This window comes from Actinophytocola sp., assembly GCF_045807065.1.
In the GTDB taxonomy this organism is placed as follows: Bacteria; Actinomycetota; Actinomycetes; order Mycobacteriales; family Pseudonocardiaceae; genus Actinophytocola.
This window is the reverse complement of the sequence record NZ_JBJMIE010000758.1, coordinates 1-16,201: the sequence shown is the minus strand read 5'-3', so window position 1 is coordinate 16,201 and position 16,201 is coordinate 1. Positions and strand designations below refer to the sequence as shown.

Here is a 16,201-nt window from a genome sequence, read left to right as displayed (position 1 = left end):
TCGAGCTTGACGTCGCCGGCCTCGGCCAGCTCCTCCTCGATGATCTCGTTGCAGAGGTCGATGCACTCGTCGCAGATGTACACGCCAGGTCCAGCGATGAGTTTCTTCACCTGCTTCTGGCTCTTCCCGCAGAAAGAGCACTTCAGCAGGTCTCCGCCGTCGCCGATACGCGCCATGACCGCTGACCTCTGTCCCCTCCGGCGTGCATCGGGGTGCACACCTGGATCTTTGGCCTCTGACGGACCCCGAGTGACTAGTATCGCCCACGCCACTCCAGGCCCGGTCGTGCCTGTTGCCTTCGACGGTACCTGCCAACCCCCACTCAGGGGGAGAACCTCGCCGCCGAGTTATCGGATTCGGCTGATCAGGTGGCTCCGGACCGTACGGTCCGGAGCCATCCGAGGCCCTGGTCAGGGCCGAGTTGACGACAGCTTCCGGTACGACAGCACCTCGTCCACGATGCCGTACTCACTCGCCTCGTCGGCCGTCAGGATTCGGTCCCGCTCGATGTCGAGGTGGATCTGCTCGACCGAGCGCTTGGTGTGCCTGGCCAGCGTCTCCTCCATCGACCGGCGCACCCGCTGGATCTCGTTCGCCTGGATCTGCAGGTCGGACACCTGACCGTAGGCGCCTTCCATGGAGGGCTGGTGGATCAGCATTCGAGCGTTGGGCAGCGCGTACCGCTTGCCCGGTGTGCCGGCGGCGAGCAGCACGGCGGCCGCCGACGCCGCCTGGCCGAGGCAGTAGGTCTGCACGTCGGGCCGGGCGAACTGCATGGTGTCGTAGATCGCCATCATCGACGTGAACGAGCCACCCGGCGAGTTGATGTACATGACGATGTCCCGGTCCGGGTCAACGGACTCGAGGTAGAGCAGCTGGGCCATCACGTCGTTCGCGGACGCGTCGTCGATCTGCACGCCGACGAAGATGATCCGCTCCTCGAACAGCTTGTTGTAGGGGTTGGACTCCTTCACCCCATAGCTCGTGCGCTCGACGAACGACGGCAGCACATACCGTGCCTGCGGGCTGTAGCGGTCACTCATTGTTCAAGCTCCTGGAAGTTGGTGCCCCGGTCAGTGACCGTTCCCGTTGTGGCGCGCCGGGGAGGCGTGGCTGAAGACCTCGTCGATGAGGCCGTACTCCGCCGCCTCCGCCGCCGTGAACCAGCGGTCCCGGTCCTGGTCGGTGGTGATGCGCTCGATGGTCTTACCGGAGCGCTCAGCCGTGATGCTGGCGATCTCGGTCTTCCACTTCGCGAGCACCTCGGCCCGGATCGCGATGTCGGAGGCGGTGCCGCCGATGCCGCCGGACGGCTGGTGCATCATGATCCGCGCGTGCGGCAGGGCGTACCGCTTGCCCGGAGCGCCCGCGGTGAGGAGGAACTGTCCCATCGACGCGGCCATGCCCATGGCCCACGTCGACACCTCCGGCTCGATCAGCTGCATCGTGTCGTAGATCGCCATGCCCGCCGACACGGACCCACCCGGCGAGTTGATGTAGAAGGTGATGTCCTTCTCCGGGTCCTCCGCAGCCAGCAGCAGCAGCTGCGCCGTGATCCGGTTGGCGATGTCGTCGTCGACCTCGGAACCGAGGAACACGATGCGCTCCCGGAGCAGCCGCTCGTACACCGAGTCGTTCAGGGTGAGCCCTGCGGTGCCCGACCGCATGTCGGGCGTCTGCCGTGGTTGCGTCACGTCTGCCTGCCTTCTCCGCTCTGGTTGCGAGGTTGAACTGGTCTCATGTCCGACATTAACGAAGGCGGGCGGCATCGAATGCCCGACACCGCCCGAGTTCGCTCAGAGCGTCACGTGGTCTCCGCGTCCTCGACCGGCGCGTCAGCCGTCTCCTCCGCCTCGCGCGGTCCGAACAGCTCCTCCAGGTCGACCGCGTTGCCGCTCTCGTCGGTGACGGTGGCCAGGCGCACGACCGAGGCCAGCGCCTTGCCCCGGCGCACGTCCGCGAAGATGGCGCCGAGCTGGCCGGACTGCTGCGCGCGCTGCACGTACTCGTCCGGGCTGACGCCGAACCGCTGCGCCTGGTAGATGATGCGCTCGGTCAGCTCGTTGTCGTTGACGTTGACGTTCTCGGCGTCGGCGATCGAGTCCAGGATCAGCTGCGTCTTGACGGCCTTCTCGGCCTCTTCCTGCACGTCGTTGTTGAACTCCTCCAGAGTCTTGCCCTGGGACGTGAGGAACTCCTCGAAACGCGCCTCGTCGTGGTCGAAGGTGTGGACCGCGTCGTGCTTGCGGACCTCCACCTCGGACTCGACGACCTTTTCGGGCAGTGGCACCTCGGTGATCTCGAGGAGGGCGTCGAGCACCTTGTCCCGGGCCTGGACGCCCTGCTGCATCTTCTTGACGCGGCCCAGGCGTTCCCGCAGGTCGCTCTTGAGCTCGTCGATGGTGTCGAACTCGGACGCCAGCTGCGCGAACTCGTCGTCCGGCTCGGGCAGCTCGCGCACCTTGACGGAGTTGACCTTGACGGTGACCTGGGCGTCCTTGCCGGCGTGCTCACCGGCGACCAGCTTGGTGGTGAAGAGCCGCTCCTCGCCGGCGGACAGCCCGGTGATGGCCTCGTCGATGCCCTCGATCATCTCGCCGGAGCCGACCTCGTAGGACAGACCGGAGGTCTTGGCCTCTTCGACCTCCTCGCCGTCCACCGTGGCCGACAGGTCGATGGAGACGAAGTCGCCGGTCTCCGCGGGGCGCTCGACGCCGGTCAGTGTGCCGAAGCGGGCCCGCAGCTCGTTCAGCTGCTCGTCCACCTCCTCGTCGGTGACCTGCAGGTCGTCGACGGTGACGGACAGCTCCCCGAATGCCGGCACAGTGATCTCCGGCCGGATGTCGACCTCAGCCGTGAACGCGATGTGGTCGCCGTCCTCCAGCTTCGTGACCTCGATGTTCGGCTGCCCCAGAGTCCGAACCTCACCCTGGGTGACGGCCTCCATGTACTTCGCGGGAATGGCCTCGTTGACGACCTCGTCGAGGATCGGCGCGCGCCCGATGCGCGACTCGATCACCCGAGCCGGCGCCTTACCGGGCCGGAAGCCGGGGATACGGACCTGCGAGGCGATCTTCTTGTACGCGCGGTCGAAGTTCGGCTTGAGCTCGTCGAACGGCACCTCGACGTTGATCCGGACCCGCGTCGGGCTCAGGTGCTCGACGGTGCTCTTCAACGTAGTCTCCTGGGTAGCGATGGTGTGGGGCTCTCGCGAGTCTATGGAACACGCGCGATCTCGCAGCGGGCGGGGCCGACCTGCAGGTCATACACGATCCGCAGGTCGCCCGCGGTCAAGTCGGGCTGACAGGATTTGAACCTGCGACCCTTCGCTCCCAAAGCGAATGCGCTACCAAACTGCGCCACAGCCCGCCGTCCCTCGCGGAGGGACACCTGCAACAGCGTAGCGCGGCGCGCTAGGCTGTCCGCGCGCCGGCACACTTGCGGCGCACGCGGGTGTAGCTCAATGGCAGAGCCCCAGCCTTCCAAGCTGGTCATGCGGGTTCGATTCCCGTCACCCGCTCGTTCGTGGGCTATCTGTGCTCGCGGAGGGCGCTCGCCCAGCTCACTCGCCATTTCTTGTGGGGGTGCAACCCCCACGCCCCGCCCGGCGGGCTTCGCCCCCGGACCCCCGTCCGTCGTCGCGTGCCCCTCGCGTGCCCCTTCCGTGTTCGCGTGCCCCTCCTTCGCCTTGGGGTCCTTGCGCCTCTTCTCGCCGGCCTCCGCTGCCTTGCCCTTGCCGTCCTTCTTCTTGGCCTTCTTCCGTGCCTTCTTGACCATGGCGTCCATACCTGCGGCGATGTCCTTCCCTCGCTCCTCTCGCGCGTGGAGGTAGACGAGCGCCGCCCGGGTCGAGCCGTGGCCCATCCGGTCCATCAGCTCGCGCAAGGTCGCCCCGGTCTCGGCCGCGAGGGTGTTACCGGTGTGCCGGAGGTCGTGAAGGTGCAGGTCCGGGATGCCAGCCGCTTCCCGAGCCCGGGCCCAGATGATGTGGAAATTGTTCCTGGTTGGTCGCGCTCCCTTCGGCCCAAGGAACACCCACGCTGACTTCGCTGGCCTCACGAACCGGTCCAGATGCGCCTCCATCTCAGCGACCATGAACGGCGGCACGATGACCCGCCGCTTACCGGCCGCGGACTTCGGGTCGGTCTCGATGATCTGCTGCTTGTTGGTTTGGATCGACTGCCTGCGGACGTGCACGACCCCGTTCACCAGGTCGAGGTCCTGCCGCTGGAGCCCCACCATCTCCGCGAATCGCAGAGAGGCGAATGTGGCGAGCAACACCATCAGCCGGTAGCGCGGCAGGATCGCGTCAGCCGCCTTGAACGCCTGCTTGATCGTGGCGATAGGCCGCTCAGGGCTCTTCTCGACGCTGGCACCCTTGATCACGCACGGGTTCGACTTGATCAGCCCGTCTTCCAGGTGAGCCGTATTCATGACGGCCTTGAGCAGCCGATAGGCCTTGGTCACCGTCACTGCCCCGACGCCAGCATCCAGAAGCCCCTTGCGCCAGGTCCGAACCCGGGCGGTGGACATCTCGCCCAGCATCACGTGACCGATGTGCGGCCCGATGTGGTTCCGCAGCAGCCCCTCGTACAGCTCGACAGTCCGAATGGCCAGGCCAGGCCGCTCCTCGATCCACTGCGCCACGTACTCACCGAGCGGAACCATCCCGGCCTCAGGATCAGCCCAGTCACCCCGCCCGAGGTCCGTCTCCGCCGCCGACAACCACCGCTCAGCGTCCGTCTTCCTCGCGAAGGTCTCCGGCGCGCTCCGCAGCACCCCATCCGGCCCCGGATAACGAGCCTGCCACCGCCCAGAAGGAAGTTGCCGAACTCTTCCGAACCGACGCCGCGCCGTCATGACGCCCTCCGCACATGCCGCCGCACCGCTCCCCGGTCGAACACCTCGACACGCCCCGCATCGGCGAAGGCCTCCAGGTCGTCGAGCTTGAGCCGCACGAACTTGCCGACCTTGTGGAACGGAATCCGCCGCTCAGCGATCAGCCGGCGCACGAACCGGACCCCGGTCCCGAGGTACTCAGCCGCCTCTTCCACCGTGTAGTACTTCTTCATCTCGCTCCCCCTCTACGCCTACGCCGCCGCTTGAGTTGCCGAAAGTTCGCCGGCCGCGAGTAACGCCTTGTCGTACTCAGCGCGCCATCGGATTCGCTCAGCGATGGCGTGCAGGAGCAGATGCGCCCGAGGCGGAACATGCGGGTCACCGGGCTGCACCTTGTTCCAGACAAGCCGCCGAGGCTCCTCGACCGGCTTCTCGATCCCAACCTCGGCGAGCGCCTGGAGCACAAAGGCCCGGCGGTCAGCGCGATGGTCGGCGAGCGTCTTGCCCGACCACTTCCGCGAGACGAGCACCCGCCGACCAGGAAGCCCGAGCGTCGTCCGACGGTGCGCCCGAGACTTACAGTGACCGGGCGATGTCTTACTGCTCACTCCGAGCGGTTGGACGCCATAGAGCAGCCACACCGCACAACGCGGCGAACAGGGCGTGACCTGCAGTTCCGCGTGCAACCGGTCGTGGTGCCGCCGCTGCCGGTCGGAATCGGCCTCAACGATCTCGCCGAGCGACTTCGTGAGGTACTTCGTCAGGTAGCCGATGTGCCGCCCCGACTCCTCCGAGCCGCCGAGGATGCCCTTGGAATGCACCTGCCGCCCGAACGTCGACACGTGCGCCGGCTCCTCCACCGCCTCGAGCGCCTCAGCCCACGACGTCAGCGGCTCCCGACTGTCCGGGTCGACGAACTGATCCCCATCCCACACAGGCAGCCGCCCACCGCCGTAGACCAGCTCGTCATGCGCCGGCCACCACACCTGGTGATACGTAGCCGCCGTGACCGCCCGCAGCACCTCATGCGGAATCGAACCGCGGACTGCGGCATGCAGATGCGGAGCAACCCGCTTCTGCGGCTCCACCGTCGCGAAGTACTGCACATCCCAGCCGACGCAACGCCGGAGGTTCTGCCACCACCGGTCTACAAGAGACGCGAAGTGGACAGCATCCCGAGCAGCCCGCCGGTAGTCATAAGTCGACTCGTCGACCGGCGTCCCGTCATCCCGAACGCGCCCGTAACTGTCACAGGTGAGCGTGACGAACATCGACGGCCGAAACCGCCCCGCGAACTCCCGCCCGAGCGTCCGCTTCTCCACCCGCCGACGAGGAAGCTCAGGAGCATCCTGCCGCCGCTTCGTCGACCGCTTGGGCGTGACCTTGGCCGGAACATCGGGCGCAGGCAACCGCCCCCGCATCCCGAGCGCCCGCAGCTCCTCATCCACCGACTGAATCTCATCCCGCAGATCATCCGCATCCGCACCGTGCGAATCCCGATACGCAGCAACGAGATCCGCCCGCAGCGTCAGCAGTGCCTTGTGATCCTCACTCGGCGCATCCGGCGTGAAGTCTGGCTCCTCATCCAGGTGCCACCCCTCACGACACTGCACGATCCGCAACGCCCGAGCCTTCCGAGCACACGGCCCACACACCGACTCCACAGTCGACCCACACGGCACCGCGACATGCCGCAGCTCCCCCGTGTCGAGGTCACCAACCTCCATCGTGAACGGTCGAACACACACCCCGTGCTGCTCAGCAGTCGCGGTGATCACGTCGATGGCGAGTGGGGTCCGCATCCGCTCGGCACGTGTCTGGCCGCTCATGCCGCCACCGTCGTTTCGCCGGCCGCCCACGCGCGCAGGATGGACAGGGCGACGCCTTGCCGTCCCTCTGGCTGGAGGTCACCGAACAATGCTTCGGTGTAGTCGATTCCGCCGAAGACCGTCGCGCTCGTGGCGTCGGGCAGTTGGCCGGTGAGGTTCAGGTGCACCGTCCTGCCATGTTGTGGTCGCCACGCGGTCACCGTGATCCCAGTCAGCGTGTCGGCCCAGTCCAGCAGCGCGGCAGCAAGCTCAGCCAGCTGAACCGGCCGCAGGTGCACGATGACCTGTTCGCCGTTGAGCGCATCACGGCCCACCGTCACGGTCGCGATCCGCGCCGGCAGTCGGAAGGTACTCAGGTGATACTGGATCGCACCGAGCAGCCGAATCGTGGTCGTGGAGTCGTTCACGCCGCACCCCCACGCTCGCGGTTGCCGGCGGGGAACTCGACGACCTCCGCCGACGCAGGCAGGGCCGACCGCCCGGTGAGGTAAGCCACGAGTTGCGCCAGGTGGTCATCGGTCACGTGGAAGACCCGCGCCCGAACCGGCTCGCGCTTGCCGTCCTCTTTCACCCACGCCACGCCGGGTGTGCTCTCGGAGATCTCGTGAGCAGCAGCGCCACGCTTGCGGACACCGTCGCCGAGCACCATGTCGACCTGTGCCGGCTCGTCGAGCCGCATGGCGATCCGCGTCGAGAACAGATGCCGGAACGCGATGATCTCCTTGCGCGGGTCCTGCAACAGCCCCAGCACACACACGCCCGGCGCCCGACCCTGTGAGGTGATCGCCTGCACGGCACGTGTCGCACGGTCGCGGAGATTCTTGTCGGTCTGGTAGGCGATCAGGTCGGCCAGCTCGTCGACCACGAGCAGAATGAACGGGTCACCGCACTCCGGTGTCCACATCCGACGTCGACCCCGGTAGGACTCCGCGCGTCGCTTTACTTCCTGCGCCAACCATTCCAGCAACGTCACCGCGCGGGACCCGTTGTCGTAGACGACCTGTTCGAACACCTCCGGGGCCTGACCCAGCTCCATCCCGCCCTTCGGGTCGATCCCGTAGAGCTTCACCTGCCCGGCCTTGACTGCCGGAGCGAGCGCCCAGACGACTGACCACAGCAGCGAGCCCTTACCCGCGCCCGAGACGCCGACCGTAAGCACGTGGGTACCGAGCAGCTGTAGACGTAGCGGCTTGCCGGTCTCGGTTCGGCCGATCATCACGCGCCGGAGATCCAGAGCGCTTGGGTCCTCGGCGAGGTCCGGCACAGGGATTACGCAGGCGAGGGGGTCGGCGTGGATGAAGTCGAGTTCCAGTCGACCAGGCTTGACCACCCGCACCCGGCACGATTCGGCGTTGAACGAGTGCGCCAGGCCGGAGGCGCGCAGCTCCCATTGCTCCGGCGCTTGGCCTTTGATCATCTTCACGCGCACCAGGTCCCGCCAACCCTCGGCACGGATCCGGCCGAGCTTCGGGCGGTACTCCCGACCACGCTTGTCCTTGGTCAACTCAGAAAGCCGCATGACGGATCGCCAGTCAAAGGCGTAGACGAACAGCCGCCGCAACTCGGTGCGGATGCGCGGCAGGGCAAACCGTTCGAAGGAGTCGCGGCGACGCCACCACCACAGACCCAGCCCACCGAGCAGCACGGCCAGGAGCAAACAGAACCACCACGGCCCGAGACCGGAGTACGACCACCACCCGGAGACCAACAGCGTCAGCGAGAGCGGGTATCGGTAGACCACGCGACCGAGCTGATAGCTGGTCCAACACAACAGGATCAGCGCCGCCAATGGCGAGAGCACGAGCTTGACCCAGCCAGGCAGCATCGTCCACCACGGCAACCGCGGCCGCGACACTTCCAACGGCGCAGGGTCAACCCAACGAGATTCCCTTGCCATCACCGCTCACCCGACCCGAAGTCGAGCGGGTGCATGCCGGCACAGCGGCCGCACAAGGTTTCGCCGGACAGCAGCCGAGCGAATCGCTTGCACTTGGCGCAGCGCATACGGGTGACCCCACCTAGCGCCAGCCCACGACGAGGTTCTAGCCTTGTCATTGCTTACCTTCCGGGGTGAGCAGCGCAGAAGCGGACAAGGTTGGTAGCCAGGTTTCCGCTTCTGCGTCTACGGGTTTGTTGCAGCACAACAAGGGCGCGTGTCATCGCCACACGACCCGCGTGCACTCGTGTGTCTACTTACGAACTAACGTCTCCGCTCAGGACGTCGCCTTGTTCTCCTGCTTCTCGATGCCGGAGTCCGGCGTGAAATGCGCGAGGTGATTGGCCAACTCACTGCGGGTGCAACCGATGAACGAGGCCAGATGCTGCACGACCGCCGGCTCAACCTCGACAATCCCGTCCGGATAGTCGTTGAGAAGGTTGCGCGCCCACTGCGCAAGCGGCCGGAACGTCACCCGCTCATCGTTGAGCAAGGCACGCAGGTCAACCACCAGCGTCAGGTTCTCCACCAGGAGCCGCGCACGCTGCAGCCCACGCGAGAAGATCGTCGGCGCGTCGACACCCAGCGCCCAACTCAGTTCGGCCAGCCTCAGCACCGTGAGCTGCCGCGTGCCGTGCTCGTAGGACAGGAGGGTCCGCTCACCTATTCCCGACGGCAGTCGCGACACCAACTGAAGCCGCGATATCCCGCGCGCCTCTCGCGTGAGCCGCAACTCTCCGCCGACTGCCCGGGTGATGGCGTCACCGACCAGCTCGTCCGGAACCAGCGCCTTCACTCGTCATCCCCCTCAGGATTGAGCTGGTGCTCGATGTCCCGGGCCTTGCGCATCTCCAGCCCCGCGCACTGTGTTGCCTCGTGCTGGTGCCGCAGGTCGACCTTGGCCGTCTGCGCGTACACCTCGGCACAGTGCCGGTGATACGCCGCCAACTCCACCAAACCGGCATCCCGCGCCGGCCGCCGACGCCACAGCACCTCGTGCGCCTCAGCCAGCGTCGTCGGCATCACCGAAAGCCCGCGCCTCACCGCGGCTCACCGCCCAACCAGCCGACTGACCCCTCATCCAACCGATGACGAGGCCCGCCCGGCACCGGCTCGTTGTCCGGGTCGATCTCGGCCGCCAGCTTCGCGGCTTCCCGCGCCAGCTCCCGGCAGAACTTCGCCAGCAGCAACTCTCCGCCGGGGAACGGCGGCAGCTGGATAGCGAGGTTGACCGGGTCGAGGTACATCACCAGCGCGGGCAGGTGCTCGGTAACCCGCATGAAGGCTGCGGCAGCGTCCCTGCCCGGCGTGCACGTGACGTTGAACCCCATAGCTCAGCCCTCCCCCTTCTTCTCGGCTTGTTCCAACTCGGCCTTCCCTGCGGCGATCGCGTCCCCAAGTTGCGCGAGGGCGGGGCCGTCCACGATCAGCGCGACCGGGAACGCCTTGCCCAACCGGATCTCCACACGGTCCGCGTAACTCAGCGTCCGTGAACGGATCGGCAGGTCAGCAGTGATGTGGACCTGCACGACATCGCGCACCTCGGCTCCCTTCGCGCTCACGCCGCTGACTTGTCGACCGAGGGCTTGCCCCGCCCGGCCGCAGGCGCCCGCAGCCCCGAAGCGCGGAAGCTGTGCGCGATGCGCCCCTTGTTGTTCGCGTACGGAGTGATGGTCAGCCCGTCGAACTCAACCGGCGCGAATGGGAACCCGGCGATCTTGGCGGGTGGCACCGGCTGGTGGTCGGCCGCGACCTTGACCTTGAACTCCGCCCCGAACTTGGCGGCCTCCTCGTTCGCGTCCAGCGCACGAACCGTCCACACGAGCTGACCGGTCTCCTTGTCCCGCTCCTGCTGCTTGGGCAGGGACGGGTCCGCCGAGAACGCCATCGACGGTTCGACCCCGAGCACGAACGCCCCGAACGGGAAGACCTCACCGAAGTCGACCGGGAACCGGGTCGGGATGAGTGGCATGTCTGCCTCCTGGATAGAGCCCGGCGTGTTCCGGGCACTACCCAATGTCGTCCACAAAGGAGGACGGGCACACCGCACAGCAGGACATCTAAGGACGTCCCTGCTACCGTGAAGACGTCCCTAGTCGTCAACTCACCTGGGAAAACCGACCAGAATGACGAACGAACGCCTCCGCGACGCGATGCTACGCAACGGTCTGGGTCTGGACCAGATCGCTCTGGCGACCAAGGTCGACCCCAAAACGGTCGAGCGCTGGATCACCAAGGGCCGGCTGCCCTACCCCCGACACCGCCGCACGATCGCAGCCATGGTCCGAGAGACCGAGAACTACCTGTGGCCGGACGCCATCGCGCCGGAGCGCAAGGCTGAGATCGCGGAGTCCGAGGTGGTCAAGGTCTACCCCCACCGCCATTCGGTGCCGAACGACCTGTGGGAACGCCTCCTCGAAGGGGCCGAGCAGCACATCGAGATGCTGAACTACGCGGGCATGTTCCTCACCGACAACCCGACGCTGGTCAGGAAGCTCCGCGCCAAGGCCGAGGACGGCGTGAAGGTCCGCCTCCTGGTCGGCGACCCAGCCAGCCGAGCAGTAGCCCGCCGCAGCGACGAGGAAGGCATAGGCAAGGGCACCCTCGCGGCGAAGGTCCGCAACGCGATGGCGTTCTACAAACCACTGGCCGAGGTCCCCAACGTGACCGTCCGCAGCCACGGCACCACCCTCTACAACTCGATCTACCGCTTCGACGACGACATGCTCGTCAACACCCACGTCTACGGCTTCATGGGCGCCCACGCCCCGCTACTCCACCTCCGCAGACTGGCCGGAGGCGATCTGTTCGAGACGTACTCGGAGAGCTTCGAAGCCGTCTGGAACGCAGCCAAGCCTCCAAAGTGGTAGGCAGGAAGATATGGCCCGCATCGACCATTACCGCAGCTCAGACGCTCCAGCAGCCAACAGCATCGTCGTAGCAGTAACCGCGTTCATCCAGGACGAGCAAGGCCGGCTACTACTCATCCGCCGCACCGACAACGACCTGTACGCCATCCCCGGCGGCGCACTCGAACTGGGCGAGACACTGACACAGACAGTGCAACGCGAGGTCATGGAAGAAACGGGCATAGCGGTCAACGTCACCGGCCTAATCGGCATCTACAGCGACCCAGCCCACGTCATCGAATTCACGGACGGCGAGGTCCGCCAGGAGTTTTCCATCTGCTTCCGCGCCACCCCCACCGGCGGCGACCTACGCACGAGCGACGAGTCCAAAGAAGCCCTGTGGGTAGCCCCGGCCGACCTCGACGACCTGAACATCCACCCAACCATCCGCCTACGCATCCAACACGGCTTGAAGAACCGCCCCCAGCCGTACTACTCGTAGGAGATCCCTGCGGACCGCAACCGCGTCTCAGTTCGCTCGACAGCCCCTCGCAACTCTGGCTCAGCTTGCTGAATGGAGAACGTCACCACATCCTGCGGCCCATACCGGCCTTTGATCTCCTCGATCCGCTCATCGAATGCCACAGGCACTCCGTCAGGCGAGGTGGTCATATCAGCCCACCAAAGCGCATCCCTAAGCGGCGTCTCTTCGTCGACCCACTCCGTCAGCTCACCAGTGAGTCCACGCAACTCGGCTTCGCGATAGGCACAGGAATGGTGGGCCACCAACGCTACAAGTCTCGTGACGGACGTCACGTCACGCAGAGCACGAGCTCCATCAAGAGGATGAAACCCCGTCCTGACCAGGTGAGGTGAGTAGCCCACGTCGTGCAGGACTGCCGCCGCGACGAGTAGTTCTCCGTCACTCTCAGCGAGCAAGGGAGCAGCGACCCGAGCGCGATCAGCGACCCCCATAACGTGGACCCAGCGGCGAGGTAGTTGCGCCTTCAACATCGTCGCCGCTTGTCCCTGAGCCCACGCCACTAGCTCGCTCATGCCGCGAACCCTACCGACACCCAAGTTCTCCCACAGCTACGCCGATGCAGTCGCAGAGTGGTGTCTATGAGTTACTCGCAGTCGCTGCGTCACCCGTTCTCATCGCCTGAGCTGACGACGGCGTTCTCCACTTCCAAACGCGGCAGAGGGCCACCGAGGGACAGCGTCTCACTCGAACATCACATCGCCGCGAAAGGGAGGTGGTTGCGAAGAATGAGAGCAGCCGTATGATACGAGAGTTGTCGTTGAAAGGGAAGGCACGAGAAATGACGCAGGCCTGCACGGACAGACCCGTGTCTTTTCAGCGCGAAGCTGACATGCTCAGCTCAATAGTCGCTCAGCAGCGAAAGTTCGCTGGACGGCGGACTCTTGCGCCATTTTTTGAAGTTCAGGCACTTCGTGGAGTCGTAGACATAGTCTTCGCCGAGCTAGATCCGGTAGCGATGAAGCATCGCCAAGACCGCGAACAGCGGCCTGTAACTGAGCTTGTAGGGCTCCTAGTACTACAAGCACTAGGAGCCTTGTCGAAGACTCCTTTAATCAGATTCAAGACGACCACCGAAGTAGCAGAAACAATTCGGGTCAGCGTGGATCATCTCCGCACTAGAGTGTTACCAGTGCTCCAAACTTCAGGTTGGATCGAATCAACCGCAAACGGGTGGCACCTTATTTCCGAATATCAATCACCGGTGCACAAAATAGTGGCTGTCGAAGCAAAGAGAGCAGACTGGAGAAGAGCCCTTTCTCAGGCAACATCGCATCACCAGTTCGCCGATGCAACCTTCGTTGCCATTGATGCAACACGATTGCCGAAGACAATGACATGGCGCCCGGCCTTCGAACATGCCGGCGTGGGTTTGCTTAGTGTGGAAGCCACGAGCGAAACACCGATCGATCCAACTGTCGCCCGCGTCACTCGCCTCCTACCCGCCGCAATCCGCCGACCACGAAGCGCCAATCGCGCCGTTATTGCAGAAAGAATAGCATCGCTCGCTGCCTCAGGATCAAATTCTGGTCGCGTATCACATGTATTCGGGCGCACAATATCAGCGCTTTGGGGACTAGATATCAGGACGCCTTGATGGCCGTAGACCTGCAGATTCGGTCAAAGTAGCGCCCGCCAAAGAGGCAAGTGGCGGGGATTGTTGTGGTTTGCGAGAGGTACCCTCTTGTTGGACTCATCCTTATAAACGCAAGCATTAGTAACAATCTCTCTCGCCGCGACACCTCTACCTCGTTCCGCCGAAGAAATTTGAGCCGTGAGGTCGGCAACACGGCGTAGGTAATGTGCGCCCGCGAGAGGCTTATCGAAGCCGTCGCCACCCCGTCGCATAGCGATGCAGAATTTGCACGAGCAGCGCTGTGCATTCGGCAGTCTGTCGAGGCTATCGAGAATGGGCTTTTCCACTATGTGCAGGAGAGGAGACGAGAACATCCGTTGAGTGGGAGCTGGCCGCGGTCCAGTCGCCTTGATTTTTATCAGCCGGATGTCCGCGAAAGCTCGCTCACCTGAGCCCATTCCAGTGGAGAACCCGTGAGCACCCCACGCTAAAGCAAGCCAGCCGGTAAGTCCGGTGTTGGGAAGAATCAGCTTGATGTCGTTGTCTCGGCACGTTGCAGAGAGTTCCATATAACCTTCAAGTATCGACGAGTCGATCAGATGACCATAAGGTTGCGCCAACAAAGGCCAACGGAAGCGCATGTAGAATACTGGATCACTCATATCGACTATTTCATTCAATAGTTGTTCACGAAGCACATCATTCGCGAGCCATGACGATGGCAGCGTGACATTGACTGCGAGATGTTCGCCACTCAAGACTCTTTCGCGCGACCAAACTGCATGCTGCCTCATCGCAGCGAGGCTTTTTGCAGGAGAGGCAGGATCTACCCAGAGGCCCGGACTGAGCAAGACGGTCGCACCACAATCGCGCTGAGCATCCAGGACTGCACCTATCCATTCCTGAGTGAATCCCGCAGGCAACTCTTCGGTGAAATATGTCCAATATTTCGAGGTTGATGGTCCGACGAACTCTTTATCGCGCTGCTTCTTTAATTCTTCACCAAAAGAGTCCATCCTAGCGAAGCACTCCGGATCCGCAATACGAATCGGAACGTCATCACTTGGAATAATATTAAAGAATGATTTGATCGATTTAGGGGACATCCTCGGCATTGATACAACAGCGCCCAACGTCAATTCATCGGAGTGCCGATCAGCAGCGTCATTCAACACTTGGGGCAGGATTGATGCATGCTGATGGCTGCGATGCACCAAGAGCAACGGCTTGTCTCGACTGAGAGCAGCGCCAGTAATGTCCTGCCCATTCGAGTTCGAGAACTCATACTCCACTACGTCGCGATCGTCGTCTTCAATGTCGTCGAGTTCGTCAAGATCATAGTCGATTTCACTTGCGTCACCGACGTTGTCTACGTTAGTAGAGTCGACGAGAAACTCTAGCTCATCACTGAAGCCATCCATAACCATCACCCTTGTTGATTCAGTAGGCCAATTAGTCTCACAACAGTTCCTCGCTTGTACGCCTGCTGCGACAAGCACCTCTTGATGACGTCAGCAATGCCTGAAGGGAGCTTCTCGGGCATCGCGATAGGCCGCTGGAGACGCGTCAGCGCGTCATCGATGGTGAGCCGCTCACCATCACCGAAGAACGGATGGTAACCAGTGGCGGCTTCATACAACATCGTTCCCACGGCCCATAGATCGCTAGCCTTTAGCGCGCGTTCCCCCCGAAGTTGTTCTGGTGACATATATAGGAGACTGCCAATGAGTGCCGGATAACGCGTAATTGACTCAATGTCTAGCAACTTCGCTAATCCCAAATCGAGGATTACGGGAGAGTCGAACCGGTTGCCCCTGAGGGTAATATTCTCCGGTTTAAGATCTCGATGAATGAGATCGACGCCGTGAAGCGCCGCTAATCCGTTAAGGAGCCCGCGCGCGAGACCATTGAGATCAACGGCGGAGATCGCGGCATTACTCATCGCACGAGTAAGCGAATCGCCGTCGATGTATTCGAACTCCATGGCCGCATATTGTCCGCTGCCGATCGCCACGAGGAACACTTTGTAGAATCTGACGACATTCGCATGATCGACACGTCGCAGACTCGCGACCTCTCTATCAAGCCTTTCAACCTGGTAGCCGGGCCTATATATGATCTTGATGGCGCGGTTACCGTCTTCAGTCTTGACCATCCAGGTCTCGCCAAAGCTACCGGTACCCAGGTAGGCGACTTGATCTGCGGCTAGACCTGACGCGACTTCATCTGCATCAAATTGCTGCTGCATTTACCAAGCTCCTTTATCTGACCTGAACCGCTTGCAGCAAGCGGCGGGCCACGTGTGCACGGCGCCCCTTACTCGTAAGAACTAACCACGAAGAGCTTCGGCGCGACTTCAAGCTAAGACGTACCACTGCTTCGCGATAGCTGTGTAGCCAATCGGCCGCTGCAGAATTTCGCTCTTGGGTATCAAGGCGCGCCGCCGGCGGCGGCGCGGTTGGCCCGTCGCGATGGCAACGTGGCCTGCATTCATCGCGGCACGGCCGGCTACCGCTCCGCTCGCGCCGGCCGGCCTGCGCGGCGCAGCACACTTGCCCTCGGCGGGAGCGCCACCGCCAGCGGCGCGAATGATCACTCATGCAAGATCCCATCGCCTATGTAGGCGACAGC

Annotated in this window: 18 protein-coding genes, 2 tRNA genes and 1 pseudogene; 3 read left to right on the top strand and 18 right to left on the bottom strand. The window is 63.7% G+C overall.

The window, feature by feature from the left end:
• From ACJ73U_RS44280 to ACJ73U_RS44260, 5 genes are all read right to left on the bottom strand, one after another.
• Nucleotides 1-176, bottom strand: a 176-nt coding sequence (locus ACJ73U_RS44280) for a ClpX C4-type zinc finger protein (protein WP_407783789.1), incomplete at its 3' end; no start/stop codon positions are given.
• 234 nt (nt 177-410) lie between these two features.
• Entirely contained in the window at nt 411-1,043 is a 633-nt protein-coding gene (locus tag ACJ73U_RS44275) for an ATP-dependent Clp protease proteolytic subunit (RefSeq protein WP_407783788.1), read from the bottom strand.
• Nucleotides 1,044-1,073: 30 nt separating this feature from the next.
• Complete coding sequence (locus ACJ73U_RS44270; protein ID WP_407783787.1) at nt 1,074-1,694, bottom strand: ATP-dependent Clp protease proteolytic subunit; 621 nt, start codon at nt 1,692-1,694, stop codon at nt 1,074-1,076.
• Nucleotides 1,695-1,804: 110 nt separating this feature from the next.
• A complete protein-coding gene (gene tig, locus ACJ73U_RS44265) occupies nt 1,805-3,175 on the bottom strand; it encodes a trigger factor (RefSeq protein WP_407783786.1) in 1,371 nt (456 codons plus the stop codon).
• Between the two features lie 120 nt (nt 3,176-3,295).
• Nucleotides 3,296-3,369, bottom strand: a tRNA-Pro gene (locus tag ACJ73U_RS44260).
• An 80-nt stretch (nt 3,370-3,449) separates the two neighbouring features.
• On the opposite strand from ACJ73U_RS44260, the gene ACJ73U_RS44255 reads away from it, so the two are divergent.
• A tRNA-Gly gene (locus ACJ73U_RS44255) sits at nt 3,450-3,520 on the top strand.
• A gap of 302 nt (nt 3,521-3,822) precedes the next feature.
• Here ACJ73U_RS44255 and ACJ73U_RS44250 read toward each other — a convergent pair.
• From ACJ73U_RS44250 to ACJ73U_RS44205, 10 genes and pseudogenes are all read right to left on the bottom strand, one after another.
• Nucleotides 3,823-4,434, bottom strand: a pseudogene (locus tag ACJ73U_RS44250) (tyrosine-type recombinase/integrase); the annotation flags it as partial.
• 422 nt (nt 4,435-4,856) lie between these two features.
• Nucleotides 4,857-5,072, bottom strand: coding sequence for a helix-turn-helix domain-containing protein (locus ACJ73U_RS44245; protein ID WP_407783785.1), 216 nt, complete (start codon nt 5,070-5,072; stop codon nt 4,857-4,859).
• An 18-nt stretch (nt 5,073-5,090) separates the two neighbouring features.
• Nucleotides 5,091-6,668 (bottom strand): replication initiator, encoded by a 1,578-nt coding sequence (locus ACJ73U_RS44240; RefSeq protein WP_407783784.1) that lies wholly within the window; start codon nt 6,666-6,668, stop codon nt 5,091-5,093.
• On the bottom strand, nt 6,665-7,075 hold the full coding sequence (locus ACJ73U_RS44235; RefSeq protein ID WP_407783783.1) for a hypothetical protein: 411 nt from the start codon (nt 7,073-7,075) through the stop codon (nt 6,665-6,667). Before ACJ73U_RS44235 ends, ACJ73U_RS44240 begins: the two co-directional genes overlap by 4 nt.
• A complete protein-coding gene (locus tag ACJ73U_RS44230; RefSeq protein ID WP_407783782.1) occupies nt 7,072-8,493 on the bottom strand; it encodes an FtsK/SpoIIIE domain-containing protein in 1,422 nt (473 codons plus the stop codon). The genes ACJ73U_RS44235 and ACJ73U_RS44230 overlap by 4 nt, the downstream gene beginning before the upstream one ends.
• 388 nt (nt 8,494-8,881) lie before the next feature.
• On the bottom strand, nt 8,882-9,400 hold the full coding sequence (locus ACJ73U_RS44225; protein ID WP_407783781.1) for a helix-turn-helix domain-containing protein: 519 nt from the start codon (nt 9,398-9,400) through the stop codon (nt 8,882-8,884).
• Nucleotides 9,397-9,627, bottom strand: a complete 231-nt coding sequence (locus ACJ73U_RS44220; protein WP_407783780.1) for an AMED_5909 family protein — start codon at nt 9,625-9,627, stop codon at nt 9,397-9,399. Before ACJ73U_RS44220 ends, ACJ73U_RS44225 begins: the two co-directional genes overlap by 4 nt.
• A gap of 17 nt (nt 9,628-9,644) precedes the next feature.
• The gene (locus ACJ73U_RS44215) at nt 9,645-9,935 is read right to left on the bottom strand and encodes a hypothetical protein (RefSeq protein WP_407783779.1); all 291 of its coding nucleotides are present in this window, start codon (nt 9,933-9,935) and stop codon (nt 9,645-9,647) included.
• 3 nt (nt 9,936-9,938) lie between these two features.
• Nucleotides 9,939-10,145, bottom strand: coding sequence for a hypothetical protein (locus ACJ73U_RS44210; RefSeq protein WP_407783778.1), 207 nt, complete (start codon nt 10,143-10,145; stop codon nt 9,939-9,941).
• Nucleotides 10,146-10,162: 17 nt separating this feature from the next.
• Nucleotides 10,163-10,576: a plasmid replication, integration and excision activator gene (locus ACJ73U_RS44205; RefSeq protein ID WP_407783777.1), complete on the bottom strand. Its 414-nt coding sequence runs from the start codon at nt 10,574-10,576 to the stop codon at nt 10,163-10,165.
• 154 nt (nt 10,577-10,730) lie between these two features.
• Between ACJ73U_RS44205 and ACJ73U_RS44200 the strand changes: the two genes are divergently transcribed.
• Together ACJ73U_RS44200 and ACJ73U_RS44195 are read left to right on the top strand one after the other, a co-directional pair.
• Nucleotides 10,731-11,474 carry a DUF5919 domain-containing protein gene (locus ACJ73U_RS44200; RefSeq protein WP_407783776.1) on the top strand — a complete coding sequence of 248 codons (744 nt, stop codon included), beginning with the start codon at nt 10,731-10,733 and terminating at the stop codon, nt 11,472-11,474.
• A gap of 10 nt (nt 11,475-11,484) precedes the next feature.
• On the top strand, nt 11,485-11,955 hold the full coding sequence (locus ACJ73U_RS44195) for an NUDIX hydrolase (RefSeq protein ID WP_407783775.1): 471 nt from the start codon (nt 11,485-11,487) through the stop codon (nt 11,953-11,955).
• On the opposite strand, the gene ACJ73U_RS44190 is transcribed toward ACJ73U_RS44195, so the two are convergent.
• The 3 genes from ACJ73U_RS44190 to ACJ73U_RS44180 form a co-directional block, all read right to left on the bottom strand.
• Nucleotides 11,946-12,509, bottom strand: coding sequence for an HD domain-containing protein (locus tag ACJ73U_RS44190; protein WP_407783774.1), 564 nt, complete (start codon nt 12,507-12,509; stop codon nt 11,946-11,948). The genes ACJ73U_RS44195 and ACJ73U_RS44190 overlap by 10 nt on opposite strands.
• Nucleotides 12,510-13,614: 1,105 nt before the next feature.
• Nucleotides 13,615-14,991, bottom strand: a complete 1,377-nt coding sequence (locus ACJ73U_RS44185) for a hypothetical protein (protein ID WP_407783773.1) — start codon at nt 14,989-14,991, stop codon at nt 13,615-13,617.
• A 5-nt stretch (nt 14,992-14,996) separates the two neighbouring features.
• On the bottom strand, nt 14,997-15,818 hold the full coding sequence (locus ACJ73U_RS44180; protein WP_407783772.1) for a serine/threonine-protein kinase: 822 nt from the start codon (nt 15,816-15,818) through the stop codon (nt 14,997-14,999).
• Between the last annotated feature and the right edge of the window lie 383 nt (nt 15,819-16,201).